At 67.2% G+C, this 12887-nt stretch carries 12 protein-coding genes; 7 read left to right on the forward strand and 5 right to left on the reverse strand.

The genetic code is table 11. The features are described 5' to 3' along the window. Positions 1 to 81 precede the first annotated feature (81 nt). The 4 genes from RQG77_RS12860 (at position 82) to RQG77_RS12875 (ending at position 3507) form a co-directional block, all read left to right on the forward strand. Positions 82 to 627 carry a single-stranded DNA-binding protein gene (locus RQG77_RS12860; protein ID WP_311245051.1) on the forward strand — a complete coding sequence of 182 codons (546 nt, stop codon included), beginning with the start codon at positions 82 to 84 and terminating at the stop codon, positions 625 to 627. An 84-nt stretch (positions 628 to 711) separates the two neighbouring features. Next, positions 712 to 1209: a DUF6993 domain-containing protein gene (locus RQG77_RS12865; protein WP_311245052.1), complete on the forward strand. Its 498-nt coding sequence runs from the start codon at positions 712 to 714 to the stop codon at positions 1207 to 1209. A gap of 122 nt (positions 1210 to 1331) precedes the next feature. Then, complete coding sequence (gene ettA, locus RQG77_RS12870; RefSeq protein ID WP_311245053.1) at positions 1332 to 3011, forward strand: energy-dependent translational throttle protein EttA; 1680 nt, start codon at positions 1332 to 1334, stop codon at positions 3009 to 3011. 7 nt (positions 3012 to 3018) lie between these two features. After that, positions 3019 to 3507, forward strand: a complete 489-nt coding sequence (locus tag RQG77_RS12875) for a thioesterase family protein (RefSeq protein WP_311245054.1) — start codon at positions 3019 to 3021, stop codon at positions 3505 to 3507. 111 nt (positions 3508 to 3618) lie between these two features. Here RQG77_RS12875 and RQG77_RS12880 read toward each other — a convergent pair whose 3' ends face one another. Beyond that, positions 3619 to 4506: an acyl-CoA thioesterase II gene (locus tag RQG77_RS12880; RefSeq protein WP_311245055.1), complete on the reverse strand. Its 888-nt coding sequence runs from the start codon at positions 4504 to 4506 to the stop codon at positions 3619 to 3621. A 51-nt stretch (positions 4507 to 4557) separates the two neighbouring features. Here RQG77_RS12880 and RQG77_RS12885 point away from each other — a divergent pair, with 51 nt between their 5' ends. Continuing rightward, positions 4558 to 5223, forward strand: coding sequence for a hypothetical protein (locus tag RQG77_RS12885; protein ID WP_311245056.1), 666 nt, complete (start codon positions 4558 to 4560; stop codon positions 5221 to 5223). A gap of 31 nt (positions 5224 to 5254) precedes the next feature. Here RQG77_RS12885 and RQG77_RS12890 read toward each other — a convergent pair whose 3' ends face one another. The 4 genes from RQG77_RS12890 to pepN form a co-directional block, all read right to left on the reverse strand. Then, complete coding sequence (locus RQG77_RS12890; RefSeq protein ID WP_311245057.1) at positions 5255 to 6913, reverse strand: FAD-binding dehydrogenase; 1659 nt, start codon at positions 6911 to 6913, stop codon at positions 5255 to 5257. After that, entirely contained in the window at positions 6910 to 7359 is a 450-nt protein-coding gene (locus RQG77_RS12895) for a globin (protein ID WP_311245058.1), read from the reverse strand. Before RQG77_RS12895 ends, RQG77_RS12890 begins: the two co-directional genes overlap by 4 nt. Then, on the reverse strand, positions 7356 to 8429 hold the full coding sequence (locus tag RQG77_RS12900; RefSeq protein ID WP_311245059.1) for a mechanosensitive ion channel domain-containing protein: 1074 nt from the start codon (positions 8427 to 8429) through the stop codon (positions 7356 to 7358). Before RQG77_RS12900 ends, RQG77_RS12895 begins: the two co-directional genes overlap by 4 nt. A 73-nt stretch (positions 8430 to 8502) precedes the next feature. After that, on the reverse strand, positions 8503 to 11055 hold the full coding sequence (pepN, locus tag RQG77_RS12905; protein ID WP_311245060.1) for an aminopeptidase N: 2553 nt from the start codon (positions 11053 to 11055) through the stop codon (positions 8503 to 8505). A gap of 124 nt (positions 11056 to 11179) precedes the next feature. Between pepN and RQG77_RS12910 the strand changes: the two genes are divergently transcribed. Continuing rightward, positions 11180 to 12364 carry a ferrochelatase gene (locus tag RQG77_RS12910; protein WP_311245061.1) on the forward strand — a complete coding sequence of 395 codons (1185 nt, stop codon included), beginning with the start codon at positions 11180 to 11182 and terminating at the stop codon, positions 12362 to 12364. A 37-nt stretch (positions 12365 to 12401) separates the two neighbouring features. Continuing rightward, the gene (locus RQG77_RS12915; protein ID WP_311245062.1) at positions 12402 to 12887 is read left to right on the forward strand and encodes a ribose-5-phosphate isomerase; all 486 of its coding nucleotides are present in this window, start codon (positions 12402 to 12404) and stop codon (positions 12885 to 12887) included.

Consider the following 12887-nt stretch of genomic DNA (forward strand, 5'->3'; position numbering starts at 1 on the left):
CTGTGCGGCTCTTCGCACCGTGGTCGCGGGGCTCACTCTGGAGCGATCCGGGCACGTGTCCCGGGCCACAGAGGAGAGAACATGCACGACACCGTGACCATCGTCGGCAACGTCGCCACCGACCCCACGCAGGGGCGGACGGCCAGTGGGATCACCGTCACCAACTTCCGATTGGCGAGCACCCATCGGCGCTTCGATGACGCGACCCAGACATGGGTCGACGTCGCGACCAACTGGTACTCCGTCGCTGCGTTTCGCCAGCTCGGGGAGCACGCGAAAGCATCGTTGCGTTCAGGGGACAGCGTGATCGTGACAGGGCGGATGAAGATCCGCGCGTGGGAGAACAACGGCAAGCAGGGTACGAGCGTCGACATCGATGCGGATGCGATCGGCCATGATCTCCGCTGGGGGACCACCGCCTATCGCCGCAGCACACGCTCGACGCAGGAGCCGCCCGCGCGGAGCAGGGGCGCAGAGACCGTGGACGCCGCGGACGACGACCGGCCATCGGAGCCGTCCGGCGAGACGGTCGACATCGACACCTCATGGGCCGACAGGGATGCACTCGGCGCGTCGGGCGGCCCTCTCGCGGGTCGGTCGGCCGAGTCCGAGAGCCTCACGTACTGAGACGCGGGCCGCACCGGGGATGTCGCGTGCGGCGTCGCCGCGGACGTTCGCATGAGCGGGGGAGTCCGACCGTAGACTCGGGGCGTGCTTCGACGACCGGACTCCTCTGCATCGCGTGCGGGTTTCGTGACAGGCGCGGCGGCCACGCTGATCCTGTTGCTGACCTCGTGCGGCCCCACTGCCTCCCCGACGCCCGCACCGACGGATGCCGAGGCGTCGCTGAGCCCGACGGAAAGCCCCGCGGCACCCGCGTACGTCGCGGACGGTACAGCGGAGGACAACCTGCCGCTGTTCGCGGCGGTGACGGCTCAGGTGTGGGGGTCGGACCAGAACGTGTCTGGCCGTGCCTACATCGACGCGTTGATCGCCGCGGGTTTCGATCGGGCGGCAATGCAGGTGACTCAGGACGTCTCGACCGTCGGCAACCCGGCCGAGAGCATCCAGTTCTCGGTGCGCTGGGGCGATACGGAGTGTCTCGTCGGACAGGTGGGCCCGTCGACGGGTGCGCCCGTGACAGTGGTGATGCCGCAACTCGCGGAGGGGCGCTGCCTTGTCGGCGCGACCCGCGTGATCGACTGGTGATCCCCGCCCTTCGGGGCGGATTCTGATGGTTCACCGTGGCTGTGCTCGTCTCGACGGTGACAGGCACAGAGGCCGGTAGGCTGGAGTGTCGATCTTCGACGCCAACAGAAGGAGCTTTTTCGGTGGCTGAGTACATCTACTCGATGGTTCGTGCGCGCAAGGCGGTGGGTGACAAACTCATCCTCGACGACGTCACTATGGCTTTTCTCCCCGGTGCCAAGATCGGCATGGTGGGCCCGAACGGCGCCGGTAAGTCGACGATCCTCAAGATCATGGCCGGCATGGACACGCCGTCGAACGGTGAGGCGAAGCTCTCCCCGGGGTTCTCGGTCGGAATCCTCATGCAGGAGCCGGAGCTCGATGAGACCAAGACCGTGCTGGAGAACATCCAGGACGGCATCGCGATCAAGGCGAAGGTCGATCGATTCAACGAGATCTCCATGCTGATGGCCGACCCGGATGCGGACTTCGACGCGCTGCTCGCCGAGATGGGCACCCTGCAGGAAGAGATCGACGCCGCAGACGGCTGGGACCTCGACTCGCAGCTGGAGCAGGCCATGGATGCGCTGCGCACCCCGCCGGGAGACGCCGCGATCGCGCCGCTCTCCGGTGGAGAGAAGCGCCGTGTCGCGCTGGCGAAGCTCCTTCTCCAGAAGCCCGACCTGCTTCTGCTCGACGAGCCGACCAACCACCTCGACGCCGAGAGCGTGCTCTGGCTCGAGCAGCACCTGCAGGCATACAAGGGCGCCGTCATCGCGATCACCCACGACCGGTACTTCCTCGACCACGTCGCCGAGTGGATCGCGGAGGTCGACCGTGGCCGCCTGATCGGCTACGAGGGCAACTACTCGACCTACCTGGAGAAGAAGGGCGAACGCCTCGAGATCCAGGGCAAGAAGGACGCCAAGCTCGCCAAGCGCCTCAAGGAGGAGCTGGAGTGGGTCCGGTCCAGCGCGAAGGGGCGCCAGACCAAGTCCAAGGCTCGTCTCGCCCGCTACGAGGAGATGGCGACGGAGGCCGAGCGGACCAGGAAGCTCGACTTCGAGGAGATCCAGATTCCCGCGGGTCCGCGCCTCGGAAGCATCGTGATCGACGCCAAGAAGCTGCAGAAGGGCTTCGACGGGCGCTCGCTCATCGACAATCTCAGCTTCAGCCTGCCGCCGAACGGCATCGTCGGCGTCATCGGCCCGAACGGTGTCGGTAAGACGACGCTGTTCAAGACGATCGTCGGCCTCGAGCCTCTCGACGGTGGTGACCTCAAGATCGGCGAGACCGTCAAGATCAGCTACGTCGACCAGTCCCGCTCGAACATCGATCCCGATAAGACGCTGTGGGAGGTCGTGTCCGACGGGCTCGACTTCATCACCGTCGGCAAGACCGAGATCCCTTCGCGCGCGTACGTATCGAAGTTCGGCTTCAAGGGCCCGGATCAGCAGAAGAAGGCCGGTGTGCTCTCCGGTGGTGAGCGCAACCGTCTGAACCTCGCCCTCACGCTCAAGGAGGGCGGCAACCTGCTCCTCCTCGACGAGCCCACCAACGACCTCGATGTCGAGACCCTGAGTTCGCTCGAGAACGCGCTCCTCGAGTTCCCCGGCTGCGCGGTGGTCATCACTCACGACCGGTGGTTCCTCGACCGCATCGCGACGCACATCCTCGCCTACGAGGGCACCGACGAGAAGCCCGACCAGTGGTACTGGTTCGAGGGTAACTTCGATGCATACGAGGAGAACAAGATCCAGCGCCTCGGCGCTGACGCCGCCAAGCCGCACCGTTCGACGCACCGCAAGCTCACGCGCGACTGAGCCGACGATGTCCGACCTGACACCGGGGCCCCGCCTGCACATCCCGATCCACCTCCGCTGGGGCGATCTGGATGCGTTCAACCACGTCAACAACACCTCGATGCTCAAGCTGCTCGAGGAAGCACGCGTGCGCGCGTTCTGGCGTGCGGGCCCCGGTGAGCAGGCGCCATCGACCGCGGTCCTCGACTCGGGGCTCGACGAGGGCATCCTGACGCTCATCGCGCGACAGGAGATCGAGTACCTCGCCCCGGTGCCGTATCAGCGCCGTCCGCTCGAGGTGCAGATGTGGTTCGGCAAGCTCGGTGGCTCGAGCGTCGAGGTCTGCTACGAGGTGCACAACGACCCCGCGGCCGTTCCTCGCACGATCTACGCCCGATCCACGGCGATCATCGTCCTCGTCGATGCGGCGACGGGGCGACCGACGCGTCTCACGCAGGAGATGCGTGATGCGTGGGAGCCGTTCGTCGGCCCCTCGATCGAATACGCGCACCGCTGAGCGGATCCATCCATTTGACCCGCCACAGCTGATCCTGCCGACCGCCACCGGTCGTCAGATCTGCACCTGGCGTACGACCGGATAGAGCGCACGACATGAGCTCGTGCGACGTCAGTCCTCCGACGGGACCCTGACCATGATCTCCTGCGCGACCGAGGCGACCAGTTCGCCGGCCTGCGTGTAGATCCGCCCCTGTGCGAGGCCGCGTCCTCCCCGGGCATTGGGCGACTCCTGCACATACAGGAGCCACTCGTCGACACGAGCCGGTCGATGCCACCACATCGCGTGGTCGAGGCTCGCGACCTTCAGTCCGGGGAGCGCCCAGTACACGCCATGCGCGCGCAGGATCGACTCCTGAATGGTCATGTCGCTCAGGTATGCCAGAGCCGCGCGATGAATACGCTGATCGTCGGGCAGCGGAGCGCGCAGCCGCATCCACACGGCCTGCTGAGGAACGCGCGCGTCATCGCTCGGCAGGAACAGCGGCGAATCGATGTGACGCACGTCGGCGGCTCGGTCGCTCAGCATGCGGGCGGTCCCTGGGGGCAGCCCCTCGACTCGCTGCTCGTCGGGCAGCAGCGAGTCCGGCGACGGTACGCCCTCAGGCATGGCCACAGCATGCTCGACGCCGGGATCGTCGTCCTGGAACGACGCGATCATCGAGAAGATCGGGACGCCGTTCTGATACGCCTGCGAGCGACGGGTCGAGAACGACCGACCGTCGTGGATGCGGTCGACAGCGATCGTGATTCCCTGACCAGCATCCCCGGGGCGCAGAAAATACCCGTGCATCGAATGCACCGCTCGATCTTCGGGAAGAGTCTTCTCGGCGGCGAGCAGGCTCTGTGCGAGCACCTGTCCACCGTAGATCCGGCCGGACGGCATCGCGTGCGACGACCCTGTGAAGATGTCCTCGGTCGTACGGGCCTGCGTCGAGTCGAGATCCAGCACCTCCAGGAGCTGTTCGACGGTGCGGATCGCGTGTGCGTCGGCGGTCATGACTTCCTTCCCGCGACTGCGGATGCCGCTGGCGTTGCTAGTTTAGAGGGTGTGCCGCACCAGCTCCTTCTCGCCGATTCCGCCACGTCGAAAGACGTCCTGACCTTCCTCGGACGAGCGACGCGCATCTCCGACGAAGGCGTGCGACTTCAGGCGGCGAACGGGGTTCTCGCGCTGACAGGAGCCGCTCTCGCACCCCACGGGCTCTTCGATCAGACGCCGACCGTGCTCGCGATGCGCATCGTCCAGGTCGATCCCGAGCTCGAGTGCGACGTCGTGGTGGCATCGCTCAGCCCGACCGACGATGAGCGGGCGCTCACCTTTCCCGAGACCGGCCTCTCGCCCGCGTGGGCAGGAGTCGCCCCGCCGCGAGGCCAGTGGCAGGCGACGTCGAGCCTCACGGCATCCGTGATCGCCCAGCGAGCCCAGTGGGGCATCAGCGCCGTCGCGCGAGGAGCGACGCCGGGGTCGGGAGAAGAAGCGGTCCGTGCGCTGCGCGCGGCGATCTGGGGTGAGCCCGATGACGATCTCGGAGGTCTGCCGCGAGGCGTGGCGTTCGCCGCGGATGCCTTCGGTTTCATCTCGGGTGAAGAGGATGTGCCCGTCATGACGTCAGGGCGATGGACCCGTCTCGCGTTCCGCCGCGGCCACGTCCTCGCCCGCGGTCCCGTCGCGACCGGCCTCACGGCCGTGCGCGGCACCGGCGCGGCGGAATAGCTCGCACAGACGCAGCGAGCCGTCGACCGGATCAGCGCGCTGCGGCGCGGCCGGACTGCCGACCCGAGAACAGGCATCCGCCGAGGAACGTGCCCTCGAGCGCGCGATACCCGTGCACGCCGCCGCCTCCGAAGCCGCTCGCCTCACCAGCGGCGAAGAGCCCGGGGATGGGCTCACCGTCAGCGCCGAGCGCACGCCCGTCGAGATCGGTGTTGATCCCGCCGAGGGACTTCCTCGTGAGCACGTGCAGCTTGACCGCGATGAGAGGTCCCGCGGCGGGGTCCTGCAGCCGGTGCGGCGCAGCGGTGCGGATCAGCTTGTCGCCCCGGTATCCGCGCATCGAGCGCAGCATCCCGATCTGCGCGTCCTTGGTGAAATCGTTGTCCATCTCCCTGTCGCGAGCCACGACCTCACGGCGGACGTGATCGATGTCGAGCGACTCTCCGCCCGGGTGGCGGCGCATCTGCTCCAGCAGGGACTCGAGGTCATTCTCGACGATGAAGTCCTCGCCCTCGTCGAGGAACGCCTGCACCGGCCCCGTCGGCCCCTTGGCAAGCCGGGACTTGAGCAGCAGCCCGACGTCCTTGCCCGTCAGGTCGGGATTCTGCTCACTGCCTGAGAGCGCGAACTCCTTCTCGATGATCTGGCGCGACGTCACGAACCACGAGTGGTCGTGCCCGGTCGTGCGCAAGTGAGCCAGGGTGCCCAGGGTGTCGAATCCGGGGAACAGCGGGACAGGCAGCCGCCTTCCCGTCGCATCGAGCCACAGAGAGGACGGCCCGGGGAGGATCCGGATGCCATGGGACGGCCATACCGGATCCCAGTTCTTGATGCCCTCGACGTAGTGCCACATGCGGTCGCCGTTGATGAGGCGGGCGCCAGCGGCCTCGGAGACGGCATGCATCGATCCGTCGACGTAGGCGGGCACACCTGTCAGCATCTGCTCGGGCGGAACGCCCAGACTTGCCGGCCAGGCCGCACGGACGAGGTCGTGGTTGCCGCCGATGCCTCCGGACGCCACGATCGTCGCACCCGCGCTGATCTCGAAGTCGCCGATGACCGCGCGAGAGGTCTCGACCCCCCGAGCAGCCGGGGTGGATTCGAGGATGGTCCCACGCGCCCCGGTCACGGCCCCATCCGTCGTGATGAGTTCCGTCACCCGGTGGCGGGGGAGGATCGTGATGCGGCCCTCACGCTCGCCCTGCTCGAGGGCGGCGACGAACGGGGCGACGACACCTGGTCCCGTACCCCAGGTGATGTGGAAGCGAGGAACGGAGTTGCCGGGCCCCAGAGCGCCGTAGCCACCGCGTTCCGCCCAGCCGACCACCGGGAAGAAGCTGACGCCCCGTTCGCGCAGCCAGGCGCGCTTCTCGCCTGCCGCGAACTGCAGGTAGGCCTCGGCCCAGCGTCGCGGCCAGTCGTCTTCGGGGCGATCGAAGGCCGCGGTTCCGAACCAGTCCTGCGTGGCGAGTGCGAGCGAGTCGCGGATGCCCATGCGACGCTGCTCGGGTGAATCGATGAAGAACAGGCCGCCGAACGACCACCACGCCTGTCCGCCGAGGTTCGTGCGCGGCTCCTGATCGATCAGGATCACACGACGGCCGGCATCCAGCGCCTCGCCGGCGGCGACGAGCCCGGCGAGCCCCCATCCGATGACCAGGACGTCTGCAGACAGGGGCGTGTTCGTCATGTGTTCTCCGTTGATTCCTGACGTGATCGCGTTTCGAGCGTGGGGCGCCCTGCTGCGGATGTGCCGATGCCTGACGGCTCGAATGTGTTCACCATGGCATACGCGGCGCGCTCGAGATAGTCCCACAGCGTGGATTCGTGGAGCGGCGACAACTGCGCTTCGTCCACAGCCGTCCGCATGTGACGCAGCCACCGATCGCGCGCATCGGGATCGACGTGGAACGGCATGTGCCGCATGCGCAGTCGCGGGTGTCCGCGGGTCTCGCCGTATGTGGTCGGGCCGCCCCAGTACTGCTCGAGGAACATCAGGAGGCGCTCCTCGGCAGGACCGAGATCGTCTTCGGGATACATCGGCTTGAGGACCGGGTCGAGCGCCACCTCGCGGTAGAACACCGACACGATCTTCGAGAACGTCTCGCGACCGCCGACCTCGTCGTAGAAAGTCACTTCTGCGGGCTCCCGTCGTCGGTGTTCTTCTTGCGCCGCCAGATTCCGCGGTCCGGGATCACGGGCACGCCCGTGACAGCGTTCGGACGCGTCTTGGGCGGATTGGCGCCGCGCACCCGACGAGCGCCGTCGAGCCCGGTGGGGATCACGGTGGTCATGCTCGGGAAGGAGATCTCGTTCTCGAGGAGGGCGGCGCGCAGACGCTTGCGCAGCTCCTGCGCGACGTCATCCTTCGCGTTGGCTCTGGCCTTGATGACGAGTCGGACGACGAGAGCGTCGCCGTCGATCGATTCGAGGCCCCACAGCTCCGGCTTCTCGATGATGCGCGTGCGCCACTTCGGGTCCTTCGAGAGGCTCAGTGCAGTGTCGAGCATGATCTTCTCGACGTTCTCGAGGTCCGAATCCACCGGGACGCCGAGATCGATGATCGCGCGCGCCCAGCCCTGCGACATGTTGCCGATGCGGGTGACCTCGCCGTTGCGCACATACCAGAGCGTGCCGTTGACGTCTCGCACCTGGGTGATGCGCACGCTGACGTACTCGACCACACCAGACGCGAGACCGAGGTCGACGACATCGCCGATGCCGATCTGATCCTCCGCGACGATGAACATGCCGTTGAGGACGTCCTTGACGATGTTCTGCGCGCCGAAACCGAGACCGGCACCGACGGCTGCCGTCAGCAGAGTGAGGGAGCCGAGGAGGGTCGGAGCGAGATGATTGACCACGAGGACGATCGCGATCACCACGAGCATCACGTTGACGATGTTCTGCAGGATCGTCCCGAGAGTCCGTGTGCGCTGCACCAGGCGCATGTCGGCCAGCGGGGACCGCTCGAGGGCCTGGGTGTCGTCGACCGCAGCCTTGTTCTTGGCGCTGTCGACGATGCGGTGCACGATGCGGCGGATCACGACGCGGAGCACCAGCGCGATCAGGACGCATCCCGCGATGATCGCGACGACGCCGAGCGCCTGGAGCCCCACGTCGCGAAGGACGGTGACAGCGTCCATCCACCAATCAGGGAGCGTGACCTCGGCGGGATCGGGGTTTGATTCGATTGGCTGCATCATCCCCTCCAGAGTAGCGATCAGGCCTCTGCGCGGGCTGGACGCACCGCGCAGAGGCCTGATCGGGAGACGAGTCTCAGTCCTCGGCGTCGCGGGACTGCGCCGCGAGCGCGCGCTCGACGTCAGCCAGGTTCTCGAGCACGAGGCGACGCAGCGCAGGGGCGGCGTCCTGGTGAGCCGAGAGCCACGCCCGCGTGGAGTCGCGGAGCTCGACGTCGGCGATCGCGGTCGGGAACAGACCGACGATCAGGTACTGGGCGATCTGGTACGTGCGCGACTCCCAGATCGGGATCAGCATGTCGAAGTACGCAGGGACGAACGCGCGCAGCGACTCGGCCCCCGCGGGGTGCACGAACCCGAGGGCTGCGGAGCGAACGATCGTGTTCGGAGCGTCATCGCGCTCGATCAGCGAAGCCCAGGCGGCCTTCTTCGATGCGGCGTCCGGAAGTGCGGCGCGGGCCTGAGCGGCGAACTCGCCGCCCTTCGCGGTGTTGTCGGACGAGAGCGCCGCGTCGATGGATGCGGCATCCGTGGCGCCGATGGTGGCGAGACCGACGAGGAGCTGCCAGTTGAGGTCGGCGTCGATCTCGAGCCCGGGGAGAGTCTCCTCACCCGACCGCAGTCGACCGATGATGCCGGCGTGATCCGGCGTGACCAGCGCGTTGGCGAAGGCCGTGACGAACTGCAGCTGGCTGTCGCTGCCGGACTCGGCGGCCTCGGCGAGCGCCCAGAGACCGTCTGCCACCTTCTGGCGCGCCGCGAGGCGCGTCTCGGGCGTGACGTACAGGGTCGCCGCAGTGCGGAGCTGCGCGAGCGTCGTGCGCACCGTGGTCGACTCGGTCTCACGACCGATGTTGCCGAGCACGAGATCGATGTAGTCGGTCGCGGCGGTCTCGGCATCGCGCGTCTGGTCCCAGGCTGCGCCCCAGACGAGGGAACGGGCGAGAGGATCGCTGATGTCCGCGAGGTGCGCGATCGCCGTGGCGAGCGAGCGCTCGTCGAGGCGGATCTTCGCGTAGGCGAGGTCGTTGTCGTTGAGAAGGACGAGGTCGGGGCGCGTGATGCCGTGCAGCTCCGGTACCTCGGTGCGGTCGCCGTCGACGTCGACCTCGGCATAGTGGCTGCGCACCAGCGCGCCGCCGGTGAGGTTGTAGAAGCCGATGCCTAGGCGGTGCGGACGGATCGTGGGGTAGTCGGCCGGCGCGGTCTGTGTGACGGCGAAGCGCGAGATCGTTCCGTCCGTGTCCTCGGCGATGACCGGCTCCAGCGTGTTGACGCCGGCGGTCTCGAGCCACTTCTTCGACCAGGTGCTGAGGTCGCGGCCGCTGGTCGCCTCGAGCTCGACGAGCAGGTCGCTCAGCTCGGTGTTGCCCCACGAGTGCTTCTTGAAGTACTGCGAGACGCCGGCGAAGAACTCCTCGATGCCCACCCACGCGGCGAGCTGCTTGAGGACCGAGCCGCCCTTCGCATAGGTGATGCCGTCGAAGTTGACCTGCACGTCCTCGAGGTCGTTGATCACCGCGGTGATCGGGTGCGTCGACGGCAGCTGGTCCTGGCGGTACGCCCAGGTCTTCTCCATCGCGTTGAACGTCGTCCATGCCTCGGTCCACTCGGTGGCCTCGGCGGTGGCGATCGTGGATGCCCACTCGGCGAACGACTCGTTCAGCCAGAGATCGTTCCACCACTTCATGGTGACCAGGTCACCGAACCACATGTGCGCGAGCTCGTGGAGGATCGTGACGACGCGACGCTCCTTGACGGCGTCGGTCACCTTGCTGCGGAACACGTACGTCTCGGTGAACGTCACGGCGCCCGCGTTCTCCATGGCGCCCGCGTTGAACTCGGGGACGAAGAGCTGGTCGTACTTGGCGAACGGGTAGGGGACGTCGAACTTGGACTCGTAATAGGCGAAGCCCTCACGGGTCTTGTCGAAGATGTAGTCGGCATCGAGGTGCTGCCACAGGCTCTTGCGACCGTAGACGCCGAGAGGGATCACCCGGCCGGATGCGCTGGTGAGCTCCGAGAACGTGGACTCGTAGGGGCCGGCGACGAGGGCGGTGATGTACGAGGAGATCCGAGGAGTGGGCTCGAAGCCCCAGGTGGCGACGGTGTCGTCGTCGTGCACGATCGGCTCGGGGGTGGGGGAGTTCGAGACGACCTTCCAGGATGCCGGTGCCGTCACCGTGAACTGGAACGTCGCCTTGAGGTCGGGTTGCTCGAACACCGCGAAGACACGACGGGAATCGGGAACCTCGAACTGCGAGTAGAGGTAGACCTCACCGTCGACCGGGTCGACGAATCGGTGCAGGCCCTCGCCGGTGTTCGTGTACTCGCAGTCGGCGTCGACGACGAGGACGTTCTCGGCCTGCAGGCCGGAGAGGGCGATGCGCGAGTCGGCGAAGACCTCGTCGGGATCGAGCTGCTCGCCGTTCAACGAGATCTCGCGGACTTCCCGGGCGATCAGATCGATGAAGGTGAAGCTCTCCGGTGTCGCGGTGAAGCGCACGACGCTGCGGGAGCCGAAGACCTCGGCACCCTTCGTCAGGTCGAGCGAGACCTCGTACGACTGGGTGTCGACGACGTCGCGGCGCTCCTGCGCTTCGATGCGGGTGAGGTTCTCTCCAGGCACAGCGGTACTCCCAGGGGTGAGGGGATGCTGCCGCAACCCAGCGCAGTTGGCGCCCACGGCAACCATGACAGCCTACGCCAGCATGGCGGCCTGACTCACTTCCAGGAGATGAAAGAATGGAGGGGTGACCGCGATCGAGCCGAACACCGTCCTCTTTGCTTCCGATGCTGCTGCCTCCGGCGCGCCGTATATGACCACCCCGGTGGCCTACGACGGCATCCTGCTCGCCGGGTTCGGGGGCCCTGAGGGACAGGACGACGTCATCCCCTTCCTCCGCAACGTGACGCGAGGTCGAGGAATCCCTGACGAGCGTCTCGAAGAGGTCGCCCACCACTACCGCCACTTCGGCGGGGTCAGCCCGATCAACGGGCAGAACCGCATCCTCAAAGAGGCGCTCGAGGGCGAACTCGCGCGTCGCGGGATCGATCTTCCCGTCTACTGGGGAAACCGCAACTGGAGCCCTTATCTCGAGGAGGTCGTGACGGAGGCCGCGGCTGACGGCAAGACGACGCTCCTCGCATTCGCCACCAGCGCCTACAGCTCCTTCTCGAGCTGCCGCCAGTACCGGGAGGATTTCGCGCGCGTCCTCGAGGACACGAAGCTCGGTGAGACGGTGACGATCGACAAGATCCGTCCGTTCTACGACCACCCCGGGTTCGTCGAGTCCTTCGAGACCGGCGTGCGGGAAGCGGTCGAGACGTTCCTCGGCGAGGGCATCGCCGCCGCGGACATCCAGATCCTCTTCTCCACCCACAGCATCCCGACCGCCGACGCCGAGCGCTCGGGCGCCAGGGACATCGACTGGGGCGAGGGCGGAGCCTATGCCGCGCAGCACCTCGCCGTCGCCGCCTGGGTCATGGATCGGGTGCGCGCGAGCATTCCCGCTGCCTCGGACGTCTCGTGGGAACTCGTCTACCAGTCCCGCTCCGGCCCCGCTTCGCAGCCGTGGCTCGAGCCCGACGTGTGCGACGTGATCGGTGAGCTGCCGGAGCGTGGCCGGAAAGCCGTCGCCGTGGTTCCGGTCGGATTCATGAGCGACCACATGGAGGTCCTGTGGGACCTCGACACCGAGGCCGCGGAGGCTGCAGAAGAGGCGGGGCTCGCATTCACGCGGACGCCGACCCCGGGCGTCGCCCCGTCGTTCGTGTCGGGCATCGTGGATCTGATCATCGAGCGTCTCGAGGGACGACCGAACGAGGAGCGACCGCACGTCACCGCGCTGCCCGGCGCCTTCGACGTGTGCCGACCCGGATGCTGCGAGAACGTGCGAGCAGGGTTCAAGCCCGCGGCGGCCGGTGTCGCCCCGTGATCACCCGCTGACCTTCGGCGCTTCTAGGATGGATGCCATGCGCATCCATATCGCCACCGATCACGCCGGTCTCGACTTCTCCACGCAACTGCAGGACCACCTGCGCGGCGCCGGTCACGAGGTCGTGGATCACGGGCCGGTGGAATACGACGCCGTCGACGACTACCCCGCCTTCTGCATCCGCGCGGCGCAGGCTGTGGTCTCCGATCAGGAGTCCGGGATCGACACGCTCGGCGTGGTCTTCGGAGGATCGGGAAACGGCGAGCAGATCGCCGCGAACAAGGTCGAGGGCATCCGCGCCGCGCTGGTGTGGAACACCTCGACGGCGGAACTCGCACGCGAGCACAACGATGCCAACGTGATCTCGATCGGAGCGCGTCAGCACACGTTCGACGAGGTGACCTCGTTCATCGACACCTTCATCTCGACGCCGTTCTCGCACGACGAGCGCCACATCCGTCGTATCGGTCAGATCGCGGACTTCGAGCGCGACGGCTCCCTTCTTCCGGACCCGCGAGCCTGA

It is taken from the genome of Microbacterium sp. WCS2018Hpa-23, from assembly GCF_031843845.1.
Lineage (GTDB): Bacteria > Actinomycetota > Actinomycetes > Actinomycetales > Microbacteriaceae > Microbacterium.